Genomic DNA, 20,324 nt, shown 5'->3' with positions numbered 1-20,324 from the left:
TGTTCGTTTTGACAGGATTGGAAAATTCTGTTAATTTAGTACAAGTTGTTTCGTACAGATAGCTCGTTAAGAGCCGAACACAGAGGCGTAACATCATTGCGATTAGCAGTGGTGTCGCGCCTTTTTTATTTTTTTTAGGAGGTCGATAGGAGATGCAAGCAAAGGAATGGCACGTACTTAGAGCCGTACTAGCTGCCGGGATTATGAGTTTTAGTGGTGTTTTGATTGAAACATCAATGAATGTCACGTTCCCTGAGTTGATGCATGAGTTTAGCACAACAGCAAATGGTATTCAGTGGGTAACAACGGGTTATTTACTTGCGATTGCAGTTATTGTACCGGTGTCCGCGTTTTTGATTCGTAATTTTGCGCCACGCCGACTTTTTATTATTGCGAATTTAGCCTTTATTCTCGGGGTGCTTACTGACGCCTTTGCACCAAGTTTGGGTGTGCTGTTAGTTGGGCGTGTTTTACAAGGTATCGGAACAGGAATCGCGCTACCGTTGATGTTTCATATTATCTTAACTAAGTCGCCCAGTGATCGACGTGGTGTGATGATGGGCATTGGGACGATGACAACTTCGATTGCCCCTGCCATCGGTCCCACGTATGGTGGGGTATTGCTAAATAGTCTAGGCTGGCGGGCTATTTTCTGGTTTTTGATTGTACTCTTAGTCATTTCCCTGGTGATGGGATTAACCAGTATGCCCATTGAATCAGTTGAAAAAACTGAAAAATTTGCCTTGCCGGCCTTTATAACACTAGGTCTCGGGTTAGGATTGTTGTTAATTGCAATCGAAAAAATGTCACTGCTATGGATTATCATTGCTTTGGTTGTGTTGGTAATTTACTTCCAATTTAATAAGCGCCAGCCCTTGCTTCGTTTGAGTATTTTGCGTAACCGCAAGTTTAATGCGTTTCTTTACAGCTTTTTGGTTTACCAAGCCATTTTGTTGGGGCTGTCATTCATTTTGCCAAACTATTTGCAACTAGGCATGCACGTTAGCGCGACAGTCGCTGGATTGTTTATGTTTCCTGGGGCTGTGATTGGTTCAGTTCTGGCACCAATTTCTGGTCGCTTGTTAGATCGGGTGGGCGCTACGAAACCAATTTTGACGGGAGTAACGATTGCAACAATCGCTTTGCTGCTAATGGCGGGGTTGTTTGGACAATTAAACTTCTGGTTACTGATGGCAGTACACATGTTATTGATGGTTGGGATTGGACTGTCATATGCCAACCTGATGACGATTACATTGGCAACGTTGCCTGCTGCCGATAACGCTGATGGCAACAGCATTTTGAATACGTTAACCCAGTTTATTGGCGCTAGTGCTACGGCGGTTGTTGCCCAGATCTTTGCAAGTGCTGTTGCAGCACATGCGAATACCGGGGTCGTCCGCGGATCGCAACTAGGTGTGGTCGTATTAGCAGTGCTTGTTGTTGTATCATTGGTTGTATTTATAATTAATCGTCCCCAAAAATAAGCTGAAATTCGACTAAATACACGGTATAATACGGGTAGGCAATTAAAGCTACGGGGGACAGGAACATGACAACAGAAAATGAATTGGATTATCCCATTATCTTGGCAGCTGTGGACGATTCTGAGTTAGGTCAATTAACGTTGGCTAACGCTATCCACCAAGCCCATGAGGATGGGGCAGTGTTGATTATCGCGTCTATTTTTGAAAAAGATCAGTTAAATGTGTTTGATGCGCTTTCAAAGGAGCGAACGACTGATGCGCGCACCGACGTCGAAAATGCCTTGAAACGATACCGGCAAGAAGCCCTTGATGCAGGTGTCAAAACGGTCGCAACTGTCTTGCGTGACGGTGAGCCAGGTAAAGTGATTGTCCGTGACATCATTCCAGTTATTAAACCTAATTTGGTTGTAATCGGGGCACACTCGAAACGAACGCTTTCTGATCGCTATTTTGGGACACAGTCGGGCTACGTTGCAGCGAATGCGCCGGTTACGGTCATGGTTGTCCGGCAATAAACAAATTATCAGCTAACTGTGGGAACCGGTTGATAAATTTCTAAAAGACACCAATTGTTGTTTTGAGACAGTGGGTGTCTTTTTTTCTGGCGTCGCTATGACTTAAAAGTTTGCAAAATGGCAAAAGAAGTCCATACTATTACTTACTACAAAGAAATGGCAGGTGTTTTAAACGATGAAATTACAATTAGCAATTGATCTTGAAGACGTACAAGGTGCTATCGCATTGATTGAGAAGACAAAGGATAGTATTGATATTTTCGAATATGGGACACCTTTGGTAATTAACTTCGGTCTAGAAGGCTTGCAAAAGATTCGCGAGACTTTCCCTGACATTACGTTGCTTGCTGACCTAAAGATTATGGACGTGGCTTCTTATGAAGTTGGTCAAGCTTTTAAGTACGGAGCTGACATCACGACTATTTTGGGTGTTGCGGAAGACCAATCAATCCAAGATGCGGTCAAGGCTGCTCACGATGCGGGTAAGGAACTTTTGGTTGATATGATTGGTGTACGCGATGTTGCAACGCGTGCCCGTGAAATCGATGCGTTTGGGGCCGATTACATTGGTACTCACACGGGTTATGATTTACAGGCTTTGGGTCAAGATCCATTTGAAGAGTTCAGTGTGATTAAGGCTAATGTCACTAACACTAAGACAGCCATTGCTGGTGGCATCAAGTTGGCGGCAGCTGACGAAATCAAGGCAGCCAATCCTGATTTGTTGATTATTGGTGGTGCAATTGCAACGGTTGATGATCCAACAGCTGCTGCGGCTGAATTTAAGAAGTTGCTAGGCTAATTAAACAGATTGGAGGCCTTTAGATGAACTGGCAAACAGTTTTAACGGAGTTGGCACAAAATGTAGATGATGTGAATGACGAAGCGCTACTCGGTCTCGTAAATCAATCAGAACGCATTTTCCTGGCTGGTGCTGGACGATCAGGTCTGGCGCTAAAGTCGTTTGCAATGCGTCTTACGCAGTTGGGTAAACAAGCGTTTGTTGTGGGTGAAACAACGACACCGGCAATTACAGCGTCTGATTTGTTAGTCATTGCGTCTTCTTCTGGTGAAACAACGCAACTTGTTCAATTTGCGGCAACTGCTAGTGACGTAGGTGCGACAATCTGGCTATGGAGCACCGGTACGGATAGTACAATTGCACGCCAGTCACAATTTGTGACACTGCTGGCAGGCAAAAGCAAGTTTGCTGATGCCGATACAGCTACGAAACAACCGATGGGCAGTTTATTTGAACAGTCGGTTTGGTTGTTTGGTGACATCTTTACGATGGATTATATGCAACGCTATCAAATTACAGAGTCGTTTATGAAAGCACGTCACAGTAATCTTGAATAGTCGTTAGACATTTCATTGCTTTGAAAAATGAACCGCATTGTTTGCGTGACTGGTCGATTCGATCAGTGCCAAACAATGCGGTTTTTACTAGTGGTATTTGTCAAATGGAACAACCCCAAAATGGCAGACAATTAACTCGAAATGTAGATTGCGTTAGTTTACATAATATTTTAAGCTGAAATACAAAATGTTAATATACCGGCCTTTTACTAGATTATAGGGGCTTGACAAGCTACTTGCATATTGTACGTTCCGGCGTATAATAATAGGAGCTGGAAAAGTTCATTTTAAGAGATGGGGGTGATGACTATCGCAACACGTATTCCAGAACACCTTGTCGAAGAAATTCGCGAGCGTGTCAACATTGTTGATGTCATTTCGCCATATGTACAACTGAAAAAACAAGGGCGTAATCTGTTTGGGCTGTGCCCGTTCCACGATGAACGTACGCCCTCGTTTTCAGTTAATGAAGATAAGCAAATTTATCACTGCTTCTCATGCGGTCGTGGGGGCAACGTGTTTAGCTTTATCATGGATATTGATAATGCAACGTTCCCACAAGCAGTTGCGAAGGTTGCACCGTTTGCGGGCGTCGACCTTGATGCATCCTACACGGCAGATGAGCCAACTGAAACAGTTGATCCACAAACAAAAGCCTTACGATCACTGTATGCAGATGCAACGAAGCTATACCATCATTTACTCGTTAACACCGACGCTGGTGATACTGCACTGACGTACTTACACGAGCGTGGTTTAGATGACGGCACGATTGACGCCTTTATGTTAGGGTATGCCCCTGAAAATGATGTTTTATACAATTATTTCAATGAACAGGGCGTGGACTATCAATTATTGCGAGCGTCTGAACTATTTATTGAGTGGGACGATGGGTCATTGCATGACCGTTTCACGAATCGTGTACTATTTACAATTCGTGATGCTGCGGGGCACCCAATCGCCTTTTCTGGACGTCGTTTATCGAATGACGATTCACAGGCGAAGTATATGAATTCGCCAGAGAGTCCGTTATTTAATAAGTCGCAAGAATTGTTTAATTTGGATTTGGCCAAAGGCGCCATCCGTAAGCAAAAACAAGTTGTCTTATTCGAAGGATTTATGGATGTCATTGCTGCATTCCAAGCAGGTGTTCAAAATGGTGTTGCCTCAATGGGAACATCTTTGACAACGGAACAAGTCCAGGTTTTGTCACGAATGGCCGACAAGATTAGTATCAGTTATGATGCTGACGACGCTGGGCAAAGGGCGACAAAACGAGCGCTCGACTTAGTGGCACAGAACGGTAAAATGGCAGCCACGGTTGTGCATATTCCAGATAACCAAGATCCAGATGAATTTTTACGTGCGAATGACGTGTCAGCATTTTTGAATGTGCTATCACATAATACGGAAGATCCGATTGCTTTTAATATCCGTTATTTACGGATGGGTCGCGATTTAACAAATCAAACAGAAATGTTTGCCTATGTTAGTGATGTGTTAGGGACGATTGCAACTGTGACTGAGCCGATTATGCGTGAAACCTATTTGCGCCAAATTGGTGAGGAGTTCAACATCGGTTTGGATGCCTTACAGGATCAGTTACGGCCGTTGTTATTGCAACAACAAGCTCGGCGGTCTAATCCGCGACGTTCGAATAACAAGCGTCCACGTCAAAGTGAGCGCGTTGCCGATGCTGATTTTGGTGCGGCACCATATGATGAGTGGCAAGACAGTGCGCCCGCACCTGTCCCAGCACCGGTTGCACCGACAATTTCGCGGGTTGAACAAGCTGAGCGAATGTTGCTAGCTTGGATGTTGCAGGATAATGACGTCTGGCTACAAGTAACTAACACACCAGATTTCACTTTTGCTGATGTACCTTATGAAACGATTATGATGCTTGCGTCAGGTTACCGCTCAGAGCATGGTAACCAGCCAATCACTGATATGGCGTGCTTTATGGACTACGTACAGAAAGCGGATTTGACTAGAATATTGGCCACGTTAGATACTTACGCGCCTGAATTATTCACGGATCGTTCGCAAGTTGATGAATATATTCAATTTATTAGTCATGACGCACCATTATCTGATAGAATTAATAGGTTACAACGACAAATTAAAGAAGCTAATCAAATGCACAATGATGCATTAGTTGCTCAGCTAAGTGTTGAATATTTGGCTGCGCTTCGTGAACAACAAACACACAAGTAACTTAAGGAGGCCGCTATGGCAGAAAAGCAAGCACCTATCTCAGCTAAGTTTGATCAAGTTGAGTTTGATAAGGCAGTGAAGAACATCATCAAGGAGTTCAAAGCTGATAAAGAAATCAAGGAAAATGCCCTCCAAGATGCTTTGGTTAAGCCAATGCGTTTGAATGCTGATCAAATCGATGAATTATACGAAAAGATCGAATCCGCAGGAATCTCAATCGTTGACGAAAAGGGAGAGCCAACTGCGCGTGCATTGGAAAACAAGAAAACTAAGTTGTCAGAAAAGGAGTTGAAGCAAGCTGCTGATGCGCCAACTGGTATGAAGATTAATGACCCTGTCCGGATGTACTTGAAGGAAATTGGTCGTGTCTCATTGCTGACTGGTGACGAAGAAGTTGCTTTGGCCGAGCGTATTGAGCAAGGCGATGACACAGCCAAGCAAGAATTGGCAGAAGCTAATTTGCGTTTGGTGGTGTCAATTGCTAAGCGTTATGTTGGTCGTGGTATGCAATTCTTGGACTTGATTCAAGAAGGAAACATGGGATTGATGAAGGCGGTTGAAAAGTTTGATTACCGTAAGGGATTTAAGTTTTCAACGTATGCCACATGGTGGATTCGTCAAGCGATTACACGTGCAATTGCCGACCAAGCTCGTACAATTCGTATTCCTGTGCACATGGTTGAAACAATTAACAAGTTGATTCGTATTCAACGTAACTTGCTACAAGACTTGGGACGTGAGCCAACGCCAGAAGAAATCGGTGCCGAGATGGACATCGTAACAGACAAGGTTCGTGATATCTTGAAGATTGCCCAAGAGCCTGTGTCATTGGAAACACCAATTGGTGAAGAGGATGACTCACATTTGGGTGACTTTATTGAAGATAATGAAGCCATTTCGCCTGCAGATTCAGCCGCTTATCAAATGTTGAAGGAACAATTGGAATCAGTGCTGGATACGTTGACGGATCGTGAAGAGAACGTTTTGCGTTTGCGTTTTGGTTTGGAAGATGGTCGTACACGTACGTTGGAAGAAGTTGGTAAGGTATTTGGGGTTACGCGTGAGCGTATTCGTCAAATTGAAGCCAAGGCACTTCGTAAGCTACGCCACCCATCACGTTCAAAGCAATTGCGTGATTTCTTGGATTAAAATTAAAACTAACGGGCCGGGGCGAATGCCTCGGTTTTTTAGTAACGGCAGAATACTTATTTTTTCACAGTTAAACATACCGAGCCGGGCAATTTTTTGCGGGCATCGCATCAGGAGAGGGAAATGCGACGATTTTTATTAATGCTTTTGGGGAGCATCCTTTTGTTTGGTGGCAGTATTCAAGCTGCCGAACGTGATTTTTCAGTTGCAATCGATACGGCTATTTCTGAACAACGGCAACCGTCTAATACGGCATACTATGATTTGTTATTAGCACCAGGTACTACAAAAGAGTTATCTTTTATTCTAACTAACCATACAGATGACGATCTGCGGATTGCGGTTAATCCGAGTAATGCCACTACATCAAGTAGCGGTCGTATTACATATCAACCATTGACGGAGAATCGAGCGCCGACGATTCAGATGACAAATTACCTACAAATCGCAAAGACCGTTGTCATCCCCGCAGACGGCCAAAAAACGGTCACAGCAACGCTTACAATGCCTAATACAGCGGACATTGGCTTGATGGCAGGCGGGGTGTCATTTACAGCGGTCAAAGCGAAACAGGATATCAATGACAAAATTCAGTTAGCGCACGCCCTGTCATATACGATTGCTGTTCATGCCCGTGCGCAGGCAAAACTACCTAAAGTGGCGTTGTCGTTGTCGCAGCCAACGGCGATTTCGTTACCGAATCGGACAGGCATTGCGTTTCAGATTAATAATAAAGTTGGACGATTTGTAAATGATCTCTCAGGTACGGCGTCACTAACTGATATCGCAACTAATAAACCGATCATGACGGCAACGTTCAAACAAATTTCGTTAGCACCAAATACATCGTGGCCACTAACAGTCTCCCGTAAAAATAAACAATTACCGCCGGGAAAGTATCTTCTAGCCGTTCATGTGAAAACATCAGGGCTGACCCAGTCCTGGAATCAACCGGTAACGGTCAGGATGGCGCACCAGGAGCAGCAAGTACGGGGCTTTTCGGCGTGGGTAGTCGGAATTGGTTTGATAAGCATTGGTGCGATTGCGGCTATTAGTTATTGGGTGATTTCCAAAAGCCAACCGAATGGCTAGTTAATGACGAACAAATTAATGGTATTTGGCCATGGCTACTACGTGCATTTTATTAGCAGACATTCTATAATTAATCTTTAGTTAGAGAAAATTAGGGGTACGGGTTTATGAACTTGCGAACAGCAATACTTGCTATCGCATCAACAATTACGATTGGTGCGGTTGGTGTGACGGGTCATGCGGATGACACTAAACTGCCGGATTATGATATAACGGCTTCGATTCCAGCTACTCAGATTAATAAGAATAACTTATCAGCGATTGATCTAAAGTTGGCACCAGGTCAAGAAGAACATGTGACATTCTATATTACAAATAACACAAAAAAGCCGATTGACTTGCAGTTAACAGGCGGGACAGCCACCACCCTTGATAATGGCATCATCAATTATGTGACGGGTAGCCAAAACGTGACAGGTCAAGTGCCGTATAAAGTTGGTGATTATATTACCATTCAAAATACGGTGACTGTACCGGCTGCTGGTGAAACGTCAGTTGCTGGGACGATTAAAATGCCGGACCATGCGATTCAAGGTCAGTTAGTTGGTGGGGTGTCATTCGTCCGGACGACGAGTGCAAACACTGCCTCTGAGATACCTGTTATTTTGCAAAATGATACAACGCCGGTATCGGCAGATGTGAAAATCGGCCGTGCTGCGTTGACACAATTGACGAGCGCACGCGTCATTGGTGTTAAATTAACAAATAACGCTAATCAGCTCGTGAATGATGCAACTGTGGCAACCAAGGTTCAGGACAATAACGGTAAAACAGTTTTTGAAAAGACATCACATCGCGTTGACATGGCACCAAAGTCAACTTTTAACTTTGAAATTAAAGACAAAGTGAAGTCGATTAAGCCAGGTAAGTATACCGTTAAGGTTCAGGTTAAAACAGCTGATATGACTAAGACAGCCACTAAAACGTTAACAGTCACTGCCGCACAGGTAGCTGAGTTAACTGGATCGGCAGTCGCGGGCAATGATTGGCAACAACCACGTAATTGGTGGAAATTGGCCGTGGGACCAATTATTGTGTTCCTAGCCGTATTCTTACTTGGGCGATACTTACTGCCTGCCCGAAAGCGTCGTGGTGGCACACGGGAAGATTTGAAACGAAAAGATAATTAAACGTAACACCTGACGTATGGTGTTTAGACGATCGCTATTCAATTTGGTTTGAATGGCGATTTTTTTGATTCGCTGAAACAATTAACGGAAATTCTTTTCACAAGCTTGTGAAGACTTTATGAGTGAACGGTTGCTAGAAACCCTATCGATATAAGAGATTGAAATTGAAAAAGAACCAAATTTCACAAACTCGCTTGCTCAAAATGCTTGCATTTCATTTTCAAAGAACTACAATAATAAAGCAATAATAATTATAAGTAAGTTTCGAGGAGAAGAATTGTGGTTCTTGTATTTCTAGGTTTGTCACTCTTTGCTGGTTTTATGTTGGCAAACCAAAATCCAATTAACGCTGACATGAAGAAGGTGGTTGGTTCACCATTCATTTCAGCGGCAATTTCATTTTTAATTGGTTCAATCTTTTTAGGCGTTTTGAGCGCGATTATGTCACACCGTGTGTTCCCATCAGGAGCGTTCATCAGTTCAAATCCGGCTTGGATTTGGCTAGGTGGTGTGCTTGGTGCTGTCTATTTGACATCGAACGTGTTGCTATTCCCACGCTTGGGTGCAATTCAGACGGTTATTTTGCCAATTTTGGGTCAAATTTTAATGGGTACCATTATTGATACCTTTGGTTGGTTTGGTACGGCACAAACACCTTTGACATTAATGCGAGTCATCGGGCTAATTGTGTTGATTGCTGGTGTTGTTGTAGCGGTTGTTTTGCCCAACGTCCTAAACAAGGATGTGGAAGCAATGGATAAGGCCATTCAGGAGAGTGAAACAAAGCCAGTCTTGCTTGGTTGGCAAATCTGGGCAATTTTTACTGGAACGTTGTCAGCAATGCAACAAGCAATTAACGGTCACTTGGGAGCGTTATTGCAAGCCCCAGCACAAGGCTCATTCATTTCATTCTTTGTTGGGTTTATCTTGATTACCATCGTTGCTTTGGTGGTTGATAAGCGCTTGCCTAAGGTGTCTGAGTTAAAGCAAGCTAAGTCGTGGAACTGGCTTGGCGGTATCTTGGGTGGTCTATTCGTCTTCGCCAGTGTTTTGTCAGTGCCAAAGATTGGTGCTGGTTTGACGATTACGATGGGATTGATCGGTCAAATTGTTGGTTCAATGCTTGTACAACAATTTGGCTGGTGGCGTTCAGCCAAGGCTAGTGTTAACGGTATTCAAATTTTGGGTGTTGTTGTGATGGCTGTTGGTGTTGTCTTTATCAAGTTTCTTTAATTAATACGATAAAAAGACCATGTGTGCGGTAATAATACTGCGTACATGGTCTTTTTTTCGGTGTTACTGATGTGTGAGCTATGATACACTGGAGAGAATTATAGGTAGGAGGTGAACTGATATGATTGAAAATGATAAGCGCTTAGCGAAATTTAGTTTTCCACTCCTTGCGTCGAATTTTGCGTCGGTGTTTGGAGATGGTGTCTATCGGTTTGGCCTGAATTGGTTTTTAGTGTCTAGCTATGGCAATGCAAAAATTTTAGGTTGGCTAACAGGTTTCGGCTTTTTGGTTTACTTATTAAATGATGTTTATGTTGGTTCAGTGCTGGATCGCTTTAATCGTAAATGGGTGTTGTTAGGCGCAGATTTATTTGGTGCCATCGGCGCTTTAACATTATCGTTGCTGATTGATCCGACTAAGCCACAGCTCTGGGTATTATTTTTACTAACTTTCATTTTGAATGTGGATGTCTCGTTTGCGTACCCAGCCGCGCGCGCAATTTTGCCAGATGTCATTAAGTCAAGTGCCTTGGCCCGTTTTAACGCATGGGCTAGCGCAGCTTTCTCGACGGGACAAGCATTTGGACCATTAGTTGGTGGTCTCTTGCTTCACTTAAAATGGATTAACTTGCAAACGTTTTTGCAGTTGTTTGGTGTGATGCTTGTCGTTACGGTCTTGTTGAACTTGGCGATTAGATATCAGCCGCAACCAAAAGATCCTAATATGCCATCGGAGTCATTTCTAGCCAGTTTAGTTGGTGGATACAAATACGTGTTGTCCCAACCAAAATTATTTGAATCGATGTTACTAACGATGTGGAGCAATTTCTTCTTTGAAGGATTTATTATTGCGATGCCATTTCTGATTCAGCATAATTACCATGGCTCAGCTTCGTCATATTCTACTGCCTTAACTTTGGCGGCAGTTGCAGGTATTATTGCGGGCATAATTTTAGCGCGCTTACCAAAATTTAATTCGTTAAATACGCTTTATTGGGATCTGTTTGTTCTAGGTGGGGCTTTTATCATCGGCACATTTATTCAAGAAATATGGGTATTTATCGGTCTGGTTATCTTGAATGGGTTTGCTCGTGCATCGTTTGTTATTAAGATTAATACGGTCCGTCAACAAGAGAGTGCGCCAGCATACTTGGGACGGGTATTTGGTATTTCTTTCTTTGCGACAGATTTATTTGCGCCGATTATAACAATTGCCTTTGGATATGGGGTGTCTGAATTGGGCGAATGGACAGTCTTTTTGCTTGGGATGATGATGGTTGTCGGTATGATCGCAATTAAGTTTATTAGCAACAGACATGCGCAACATTTTAATTAACATAATATCTTTATGGTCGATGATTTGACAGTTAGTAGCTGTTAATTCATCGGCATTTTTTTATTTACTTGTGCTACCAATAACGGTGGTTTGTGAAATATCAATAATTAATTTTTGTATGTTTTTTATATTTTATATATATTAGATTTACAGTTGTAAACTAAAGGGTACCCGTGGAACTAATGTTCTGAGTAAGGATGGGGTACTGTGACTTAAGGCAATTTGGATAAAAAGCACTAATTTAACTAACGAGTCTCATTATGCTTGCATATGAATAAAATGGAACCGGTTCTAAAATGACATTGTGAAAAAATTGACAGAGAGATTATGTCCGCGTTAAGGTGAACCCTACACCAAGGCCTTGGGGATATGAATAGAATACGGGGATATAATTTTGCAAGACGAGTCACAGAAGTTTAGAAAAAAGATGTACAAGTCCGGAAAGTTTTGGGTAGCTGCCGGTGCTTTGTTTGTTGGGCTGGCATTCGCTGGTAACACGCAGGCTGATACTGTATTACCAAGTGAACAACGTGCAACGGAGACGACACAGACGACACAGACCAGTGAAGACACGTCCGCCACTAAGACGCCGGCATCGGCGTCGACTTCAAGCTCAGTCAATGTTGACACGAGTGACCTGCCTGACAGTTCAAGTACGGTAGTTGATAGTACAAGTGCAAGTGCAAGCGTAGTGAGTGATAGCGTCGCTGTGCCAGATACTGGATCACAATTTACGAGTTCGTCAGGGTCAATGTCATCATCATTTGTTAAGTCATCACTAGCGGCAACAACTAGTGATGCTTCTGGCAGTCAGTCGGCGGCGGTGACTAGCGCAACCGTTAGTTCGGTGGCCACGAGTAGTTCAGCATCTTCAGTGACAACAGCCACAAGCGAATCAGCAGTGATAAGCAGCGCCGTGTCAGATGGTTACCATGATGAAGGTGGTGATTGGGTCTATTATCGAGCTGGAAAAAAGTTAGTCGGTCGACAAACGATTGATACGTTTGCGGTTTACTTTGACGCCGATGGCAAACAAGTCAAGGGTGATTGGCGTGAAAGTGATGGTAACCGTGCGTATTATGATGGACAAGAAGGACGAGCATTAACGCAAACGCAAGCAGTCAATGGCGTTATCTACGGTTTTAATCAAAGCGGCTATCAAATCAAGAATGATTTCGGCCAAACAGCGAATCGAGATACGTATTATTTCGACGCACAAGGTCATGTTGTCACGGGAATCCAAACAATTGCAAACAAGGTTTATGATTTTGATGAGCAAGGTCGAATGCTGAAAGGCATTGCCACGTCAGTTGATGACAAGATGATGTATTTTGATGATCAAACAGGTGTTGGACAACCGGCTGATCATCCTGAATTCAACCCTGAAACGGAACCGGTTCCTGACGACAATATCAAACATAATGCAGCACATGGTACGACACCAGCAGATTTTGATTCGATGGCTGGCTACCTGACGGCTGATACTTGGTATCGCCCAACCGATATTTTGGAAAATGGTGAGACGTGGCGCGAATCGCAACCAACTGAATTTCGACCACTGTTAGCAACTTGGTGGCCAACAAAACAAACTCAGGCCGATTACGTGAACTACATGAATCACGCATTAGATATGTCAAATGCAAGTGTGTCAGCTGCCGATTCAGAAGCCACGCTAACTGCGGCAACCGATGCTATTCAAGCGGCCGTTGAGCACCAAATTACGGTGCGCCAATCAACGGCCTGGTTACGTGAATTAATGGCCGCGTTTGTTGTGACACAGCCACAGTGGAATAAAACCAGTGAAGATGTTAATGATGATCATTTGCAAGGTGGGGCGCTAACATTTGAGAATAACGGCGACACAGACGCTAATTCGGATTATCGCCTCATGAATCGCACGCCAACAAATCAGACTGGTGAACGCTTGTATCACATTGATGACTCGCTTGGCGGTTACGAATTATTGCTGGCAAATGACGTTGACAATTCAAATCCACAAGTTCAGGCAGAACAATTGAATTGGTTGTACTACTTGATGCATTTTGGGGATATTACAGCTGATGATCCGGATGCAAATTTTGATGCCATACGGATTGATGCGGTCGATAATGTCGATGCTGATTTACTTCAACTAGCAGCTCAGTATTTCCGTGATGCCTATGGCATGGCCACGACTGACGCGACATCAAATAAGCATCTTTCAATACTTGAGGATTGGAGCCATAACGATCCGGCGTATATGCAAGCACACGGCAATGATCAATTAACGATGGATGATTATATGCACACACAGTTGATTTGGTCATTAACCAAGCCAGAGGCACAACGTGGCACCATGGCACGCTTTATGGACTTCTATCTCACCAACCGTGCTAATGATGATACAGAAAACACGGCGCAACCTAGTTACTCGTTTGTGCGTGCCCATGATAGCGAAGTGCAAACAGTCATTGCTGAAATCGTGACGAAGCTACATCCAGAAGCAGGAAACGGGTTAATGCCTACGGAAGAACAAATGGCAGAAGCGTTTAAGATTTACAATGCGGACCAAAAGAAGGCCGTTAAAACTTACACGCACTACAATATGCCATCTGCATACGCCATGCTGTTAACGAACAAGGATGTTATTCCACGAATTTACTATGGTGACTTGTACACTGACGATGGGCAATTCATGGCGACAAAATCACCCTATTTTGATGCGATTTCGGCTATGTTACAAGCGCGCACGAAGTATGTAGCTGGTGGACAAACGATGGCGGTTGACCAGCACGACGTCTTGACTAGCGTTCGGTTTGGTAAGGGTGCCATGACGGCCAGTGATTTAGGAAATGCTGAGACTCGGACTGAGGGTGTGGGATTAATTATTAGCAACAACCCAAAGTTGCAATTGGGACAACAAGATAACGTGGTGTTACACATGGGACTTGCGCACGCGAATCAAGCATTCCGAGCAGTTGTACTAACGACCGCGACCGGATTAACCATTTATAATGACGATGATGCTCCAATTCGTTATACCGATAATAAGGGTGATTTAATTTTCAATAACCATGACGTATATGGCGTGTTGAATCCACAAGTGTCAGGCTTCTTGGCAATGTGGGTGCCAACTGGTGCACCAGCGAACCAGGATGCGCGATCTACTGCGTCAACCAACAGTTCAACGGATGGATCTGCCTACCATTCTAATGCGGCTTTAGATAGTCAAGTCATCTTTGAATCATTTTCGAATTTCCAGGCTATGCCAACAAGCCATGACACGTACACCAACGTTGTGTTAGCCAATCATGCTGACCAGTTACACGATTGGGGAATAACTTCGGTACAGTTAGCGCCACAATACCGGTCTTCAACCGACGGAACCTTTTTGGATGCGATTATTCAAAATGGCTATGCCTTCACTGACCGTTATGATTTAGGGTTTGGTACGCCAACTAAGTATGGGGATGATACGGATTTGCGGAACGTCATCAAAGCATTGCATGCAAATGGCATGCAAGTAATGGCTGATTTTGTGCCGGATCAATTGTATACATTACCAGGTAAGGAATTGGTACAAGTCACCCGAACAAACAATATGGGTGAGCCAGATACACACTCTGACATCCAACATATTTTATATGTGACGAGCACTCGGGGTGGCGGTGAGTATCAGAAACAGTACGGTGGTGAGTTCCTTGAGCGGTTACGTGCGCTCTACCCTGATTTATTTACGACACGTCAAATTTCAACCGGACAAACCATTGATGATTCAGTAAAAATTAAAGAATGGTCAGCTAAGTATTTGAATGGTACCGCAATTCAAGGCCGTGGAGCTGGCTATGTGCTACGTGATAATGGTACAAATGCTTATTACAAGGTGACGGCAAATGACGGTAATGTGAACTTACCAAAGCAATTACTCGGACAACCAGTGATGACCGGATTCTATCACGAGGCAGATGGTTATCATTTTGAAACATTGAGTGGTACGTCGGCCAAAGATGCCTTCATTATGGGTGACGATGGGGCGCTGTATTATTTTGATGATCAGGGCGTCATGGTAACGGGTAAGCAACGTGTGCACCAAGACCAGTATTTCTTCCTACCAAACGGTATTGCTCTGACGGATGCGTTTGTACAAAGTGCGGATGGTCAACGTCAGTACTATGATAAAACAGGTCGCCTGGTCATTAATCAATATGTGACTGACCACCAAGCAAATGCGTTCCGGGTTGATGCAGACGGTAACGTTGTTCGTAACCAAGCTTTGACTGTTGACGGCCATGAACAATATTTCGGCACAAACGGTGTCCAAGCGAAAGCAGTGCTCATTCGAACTGACGATAATCAGGCACGGTACTACGAAGCCAATAGTGGTAATCTCGTGAAGCAACAGTTTATTCTTGATACAGATGGACATTGGTTGTACGCCGATGCTGCAGGAGACTTGGCACGCGGACAAATTACGGTTGGCCAAGACACGTTGTATTTTGATGATAATAATCATCAGGTAAAAGATGATTTTGTCTATGATACTAACGGTGTGCATTATTTTAATGGCACAACAGGCGCTGAAATCAAACAAGATTACGCGTTTCATGATGGCAAATGGTACTATTTTGATGATTTGGGACGAATGGTAACCGGTTTGCAGCGTATTAATGGTGAGTATCGCTATTTTGATGCTAATGGTGTGCAACTAAAGGGTGGTACCGTGACCGATCCACTAACGCACCAAACGTACACTTTTGATGCGCAAACTGGTGTTGGTACGTTGGTGACGTTTTAACTGAATAATGGACTAGAAAAGACGATTTTGTATCGTCTTTTTTAGTTTCGATAACTAAATAAGTGCTCATTTTTGCATTGGGACTCAGAATTAGCGGGCGCGCAAGCGTCTTTTCGTGTTAAACTTATTAGTAATTAATATTTTGAGGAGTCTGTTATATGGCAACAATTTTAGTTGTAGATGATGAACCGTCATTGGTGACGCTACTGTCATACAACCTGACTAAATCAGGCTTCGAGGTCGTGACTGCTACATCCGGTGACGAGGCACGAAATCAGCTGGCGAATCATCCTATTGATTTGATGCTGCTAGATGTCATGTTGCCTGGTAAGAGTGGCGTTGACTTAACACGAGAACTGCGAGGCGAACAGAATCGTATTCCAATTATTATGATTACCGCCTTGGATGACGAAGTTGACAAAATTTTGGGTCTCGAAATTGGGGCGGACGATTATGTCACGAAGCCATTTAGTCCACGTGAAGTGATTGCGCGCGTTCGGGCGGTTTTGCGTCGTTTGGATAAACAACAAGAACCGCAAGTAGCGAAAACACCAACGAAACTAAAACAATTTGGTAATCTAACAATCGATTTTGATAAGATGGTTGTGCAACGACAGGGTGAAATTGTAAAGCTAACACCAAAGGAATATGAGCTATTGGCTTATATGGCAGATCGTGAAGGACGTGTTCTAGACCGTGAAACAATTCTGCACGGTGTTTGGGGGTACGATTATGCTGGCCCCGATACACGAATGGTTGATATGCACTTGTCGCATCTCCGCGATAAGGTGGAAGACGATCCTAAACACCCAGTTCATTTAAAAACCGTGCGTGGCTTTGGGTACCGGTTTGATGATCAAGCGGTAGATTAGGAGGCTCGGATGCATACAGAATTAATGCAAAACGCCAAAAAGTTTGTTGCTTTTTGGTTTTTATATGCAGTTTTAATTTGGCTGATTTTGTTTGTGGCGTCTGCGTTAGGCGACCAAGTTGTCTCGTTAAAATTCCATGTGCTGGTATTACTCTCGATGTTTTTGTCAGGTGCCACGACTTTGGCTTTGGATTTACAACAACAACGTCGTGATGCCCACATGGCTATATTTATTGATAAACTGCGTGATTTACATACTGATAATACGCGAGCTGGGCATATCTTAATGCGACCTGATGATTCGTTAGCACCGCTAGCGGAAGCGATTAATGACGTGCAACGCTTAAATCGCGATCGCATCAAATTATTGCAACAACAAGGTAGCACGTTAGCTGCCTTAATGACAAATATGCCATTAGGCGCTTTGCGTATTACACCAGAACGCACGATTATTCAAATGAATGCCCAAGCACAGGAGATGCTTGCTGTTGACCGCGACGCATTAGGACGCGATTACTCGGATGTTATTAAGCATCACCGCTTAATTTCGTTGTTGGAGCAAGCTTTAAAAATGGAGACGCAAGTTCGCGAATTGGTTAAGTTTGATAATCGCATGCTTGATGTGTCATTAGTTTACTATGAAACCCGCGAACGACACCACGAACTATTAGTTTTGTTATACGATATGACTGAAGTTACGCAGATGCAGGACATGCAGAGTGCGTTTGTTGCTAATGCATCGCATGAATTACGAACGCCCTTAACGGCAATCGCTGGTTTCACTGAGACGCTATTAGCTGGTGCCAAGGATGATCCGGCGGCTTTGGATGAATTTTTGCATATCATTCAAAGTGAGACGAGTCGTTTGTTGGCATTGACTGAAGACATACTAGCATTAGCAAAATCACCAGAGCGTTTGTCGAAGGTTGCACCGGTGAATGTTGCGAATATTGCGACAGAAATATTTGAGGCAAATAAACCAGCCGCCGATACGTTAGGCTTACAACTCCAGAATGAAATTAGTCCGTCGTTTACAGTTAACCAGGACGAAAGTGTCGTTCGACAAATTTTAACGAACTTAATTGTTAATGCAATTAAGTATAATCGGCCAGGTGGTCTCGTAAAGGTTGCCGCAATGGTGACGGCTAGTGAATTTGTGATGGCCGTGAAAGATACTGGTTTAGGTATTTCAAGTGAAGAACAAAGCCGGATTTTTGAACGCTTTTATCGAATTGACAAGTCACGGAACCAAGCAATCCCCGGCACCGGGCTGGGCTTAGCAATTGTGCAGGATTTGGTCTCAAAATCGCAAGGAACGATTGAACTTGACAGTCAAGTTGGCGTTGGGTCTACCATTACGGTGAATTTGCCACTACAATAGTAATAATATAAAAAGTGTATTGAAGAAAGAGGATTGAAAAATGTCTAACTCACGTCCAGTTGTTATCGGGGTTACGGGTGGTTCAGGGTCTGGAAAGACAACTGTTAGCCGCGAAATTATTGAACGCTTGAAGGGCGAGTCTGTGGTCATGATTCCACAGGATGCATATTATAAGGATCAAGGTGATAAAAGTATGACGCAACGTGTTGCGACAAACTATGATCACCCAGATTCATTAGATAATGACTTGTTGATTGCACAGCTTAAGCAATTGTTGCAACGTGAGACAATTGAGCAACCAACTTACGATTACGCAGCACACACGCGTTCAGACAAGACGGTGACAGTTGCTGCCGCCGACGTTATCATCGTTGAAGGGGTTTTGTTATTCACAGAACCTGAACTTCGCGATATGCTTGATATTAAGGTTTATGTTGATACAGATGATGATTTGCGTTTCATTCGTCGGATGCAACGTGATATTGTCGAGCGTGGTCGTACAACAGAATCGGTGGTTAACCAATATTTGGCGACAGTTAAGCCAATGTATCACCAATTTGTTGAGCCAACTAAGCGCTATGCAGATATTATTTTGCCCGAAGGTGGTGCAAATGTTGTCGGAATCGGCATGCTGGAAGCACAGATACGTGCAATTTTAGACTTACACAAGTAATTAGATAAGAAAGTGTGATTGCAAGATGGAAGAACGAATTTGGAATCGAATTGTTAAGTATACCGAACTGCAAGGCACATCAGGTCAAGAACATGCCATTAGAAAGGCATTTCGTGATGATTTGACGCCCTTAGTTGACGAAGTTGTGCAGAATGGTCTTGGTGGCCTATACGGTATCCGTAAACATACGGATGCAGATGCACCACGTGTGATGTTTGGCGCGCACCTAGATGAAGTGGGCTTTATTGTCACAGCAGTTACGGCTCGAGGCATGTTAGTTGTGGCACCGGTTGGCGGTTGGAATCCTTATACCGTTTCAGCGCAACGGTTCACGCTTTTTACTCGTGACGCATCGTATCCAGTTGTCTCTTCAGCAGTCTCACCGCACTTCTTACGCGAAGGTGGCGTAAACGGGGCGCCGAAGATTGAAGATATTCTTTTTGATGGTGGCTTTACATCGCATGACGAAGCTTGGTCTTTTGGTATTCGTCCGGGTGACTTTATTGTGCCTGATGTCAAAACGGTTATGCTGGCTAATGGTAAGCGAGTTGTTTCAAAGAGTTGGGATAATCGCTTTGGATTAGTGACAATTTTGAACGCGCTTGAAAATTTGCAACATGACGCATTGCCAAATACCTTGATTATGGGCGCTAATGTTCAAGAGGAAGTCGGCTTGCGTGGGGTCGGCCCAGCCGTCAACCAACTACAACCAGATTTGTTCTTTGCATTAGATTCTTCCGCCGCTGATGATACCAAGTCAGATCAGGCGCAAGGCCAAATGGACGGGGGCGCCTTGTTACGCGTCTTTGATCCGGGTGTCATTATGCCATTGCGTCTGAAGGAATTTGTGCTTGATACAGCTAATGACGCCCACATTCCGTTGCAGTACTTTGTGGCGAAGGGTGGCACGGACGCACACGGCGCGCAATCACAAAATAACGGTATTCCTTCAGTTGCCTTGGGGGTTGCTTCCCGTTATATTCACACGCACCAGACAGTTTGGTCAGTGGCTGATTTTGAGGCTGCCCAAGCGCTGGTTGAGACCCTTGCTCGTAAATTAGATAAGACAACCGTTCACGATATTGTGTACGGTGATTAATTAATAAT

General features: G+C 43.8%; 15 protein-coding genes. All 15 read left to right on the top strand.

What is annotated here, in order from left to right:
* Positions 1–152 precede the first annotated feature (152 nt).
* The 15 genes from ESE_RS0107930 (at position 153) to pepA (ending at position 20,316) form a co-directional block, all read left to right on the top strand.
* Positions 153–1,487, top strand: a complete 1,335-nt coding sequence (locus ESE_RS0107930) for an MFS transporter (protein WP_010373662.1) — start codon at positions 153–155, stop codon at positions 1,485–1,487.
* 65 nt (positions 1,488–1,552) lie between these two features.
* A complete protein-coding gene (locus ESE_RS0107925) occupies positions 1,553–2,002 on the top strand; it encodes a universal stress protein (RefSeq protein ID WP_010373660.1) in 450 nt (149 codons plus the stop codon).
* Between the two features lie 175 nt (positions 2,003–2,177).
* Complete coding sequence (gene hxlA, locus ESE_RS0107920) at positions 2,178–2,804, top strand: 3-hexulose-6-phosphate synthase (protein WP_010373658.1); 627 nt, start codon at positions 2,178–2,180, stop codon at positions 2,802–2,804.
* A gap of 23 nt (positions 2,805–2,827) precedes the next feature.
* Positions 2,828–3,361 carry a 6-phospho-3-hexuloisomerase gene (hxlB, locus tag ESE_RS0107915; RefSeq protein ID WP_010373656.1) on the top strand — a complete coding sequence of 178 codons (534 nt, stop codon included), beginning with the start codon at positions 2,828–2,830 and terminating at the stop codon, positions 3,359–3,361.
* Between the two features lie 303 nt (positions 3,362–3,664).
* A complete protein-coding gene (gene dnaG, locus ESE_RS0107910) occupies positions 3,665–5,578 on the top strand; it encodes a DNA primase (RefSeq protein WP_010373654.1) in 1,914 nt (637 codons plus the stop codon).
* A gap of 15 nt (positions 5,579–5,593) precedes the next feature.
* Positions 5,594–6,727: an RNA polymerase sigma factor RpoD gene (gene rpoD / locus ESE_RS0107905; protein WP_010373653.1), complete on the top strand. Its 1,134-nt coding sequence runs from the start codon at positions 5,594–5,596 to the stop codon at positions 6,725–6,727.
* Positions 6,728–6,850: 123 nt separating this feature from the next.
* Positions 6,851–7,819: a WxL protein peptidoglycan domain-containing protein gene (locus ESE_RS0107900; protein ID WP_010373651.1), complete on the top strand. Its 969-nt coding sequence runs from the start codon at positions 6,851–6,853 to the stop codon at positions 7,817–7,819.
* A 107-nt stretch (positions 7,820–7,926) separates the two neighbouring features.
* The gene (locus ESE_RS0107895; RefSeq protein ID WP_010373649.1) at positions 7,927–8,949 is read left to right on the top strand and encodes a WxL protein peptidoglycan domain-containing protein; all 1,023 of its coding nucleotides are present in this window, start codon (positions 7,927–7,929) and stop codon (positions 8,947–8,949) included.
* Between the two features lie 279 nt (positions 8,950–9,228).
* The gene (locus ESE_RS0107890; protein ID WP_010373647.1) at positions 9,229–10,182 is read left to right on the top strand and encodes a DMT family transporter; all 954 of its coding nucleotides are present in this window, start codon (positions 9,229–9,231) and stop codon (positions 10,180–10,182) included.
* A 121-nt stretch (positions 10,183–10,303) separates the two neighbouring features.
* Positions 10,304–11,518, top strand: coding sequence for an MFS transporter (locus ESE_RS0107885; protein ID WP_010373646.1), 1,215 nt, complete (start codon positions 10,304–10,306; stop codon positions 11,516–11,518).
* Positions 11,519–11,912: 394 nt separating this feature from the next.
* On the top strand, positions 11,913–16,292 hold the full coding sequence (locus tag ESE_RS0107880; protein ID WP_123157484.1) for a glycoside hydrolase family 70 protein: 4,380 nt from the start codon (positions 11,913–11,915) through the stop codon (positions 16,290–16,292).
* A 158-nt stretch (positions 16,293–16,450) separates the two neighbouring features.
* Positions 16,451–17,164 carry a response regulator transcription factor gene (locus tag ESE_RS0107875; protein ID WP_010373643.1) on the top strand — a complete coding sequence of 238 codons (714 nt, stop codon included), beginning with the start codon at positions 16,451–16,453 and terminating at the stop codon, positions 17,162–17,164.
* Positions 17,165–17,173: 9 nt separating this feature from the next.
* Positions 17,174–18,544: a sensor histidine kinase gene (locus ESE_RS0107870; RefSeq protein ID WP_010373642.1), complete on the top strand. Its 1,371-nt coding sequence runs from the start codon at positions 17,174–17,176 to the stop codon at positions 18,542–18,544.
* A gap of 40 nt (positions 18,545–18,584) precedes the next feature.
* On the top strand, positions 18,585–19,217 hold the full coding sequence (gene udk, locus ESE_RS0107865; RefSeq protein ID WP_010373641.1) for a uridine kinase: 633 nt from the start codon (positions 18,585–18,587) through the stop codon (positions 19,215–19,217).
* 25 nt (positions 19,218–19,242) lie between these two features.
* Complete coding sequence (gene pepA / locus ESE_RS0107860; RefSeq protein ID WP_010373640.1) at positions 19,243–20,316, top strand: glutamyl aminopeptidase; 1,074 nt, start codon at positions 19,243–19,245, stop codon at positions 20,314–20,316.
* Positions 20,317–20,324 lie beyond the last annotated feature (8 nt).

The organism is Weissella cibaria KACC 11862, from assembly GCF_000193635.1.
GTDB classification, from domain to species: Bacteria; Bacillota; Bacilli; order Lactobacillales; family Lactobacillaceae; genus Weissella; species Weissella cibaria.
This window is presented reverse-complemented; position numbering and strand designations above follow the sequence as displayed.

Excerpts from the sequence above, each read along its gene's own strand:
- ESE_RS0107930 (WP_010373662.1), top strand. The coding sequence starts at position 153 with ATGCAAGCAAAGGAATGGCACGTACTTAGAGCCGTACTAGCTGCCGGG.
- ESE_RS0107925 (WP_010373660.1), top strand. The coding sequence starts at position 1,553 with ATGACAACAGAAAATGAATTGGATTATCCCATTATCTTGGCAGCTGTG.
- hxlA (WP_010373658.1), top strand. The coding sequence starts at position 2,178 with ATGAAATTACAATTAGCAATTGATCTTGAAGACGTACAAGGTGCTATC.
- hxlB (WP_010373656.1), top strand. The coding sequence starts at position 2,828 with ATGAACTGGCAAACAGTTTTAACGGAGTTGGCACAAAATGTAGATGAT.
- dnaG (WP_010373654.1), top strand. The coding sequence starts at position 3,665 with ATGACTATCGCAACACGTATTCCAGAACACCTTGTCGAAGAAATTCGC.
- rpoD (WP_010373653.1), top strand. The coding sequence starts at position 5,594 with ATGGCAGAAAAGCAAGCACCTATCTCAGCTAAGTTTGATCAAGTTGAG.
- ESE_RS0107900 (WP_010373651.1), top strand. The coding sequence starts at position 6,851 with ATGCGACGATTTTTATTAATGCTTTTGGGGAGCATCCTTTTGTTTGGT.
- ESE_RS0107895 (WP_010373649.1), top strand. The coding sequence starts at position 7,927 with ATGAACTTGCGAACAGCAATACTTGCTATCGCATCAACAATTACGATT.
- ESE_RS0107885 (WP_010373646.1), top strand. The coding sequence starts at position 10,304 with ATGATTGAAAATGATAAGCGCTTAGCGAAATTTAGTTTTCCACTCCTT.
- ESE_RS0107875 (WP_010373643.1), top strand. The coding sequence starts at position 16,451 with ATGGCAACAATTTTAGTTGTAGATGATGAACCGTCATTGGTGACGCTA.
- ESE_RS0107870 (WP_010373642.1), top strand. The coding sequence starts at position 17,174 with ATGCATACAGAATTAATGCAAAACGCCAAAAAGTTTGTTGCTTTTTGG.
- udk (WP_010373641.1), top strand. The coding sequence starts at position 18,585 with ATGTCTAACTCACGTCCAGTTGTTATCGGGGTTACGGGTGGTTCAGGG.
- pepA (WP_010373640.1), top strand. The coding sequence starts at position 19,243 with ATGGAAGAACGAATTTGGAATCGAATTGTTAAGTATACCGAACTGCAA.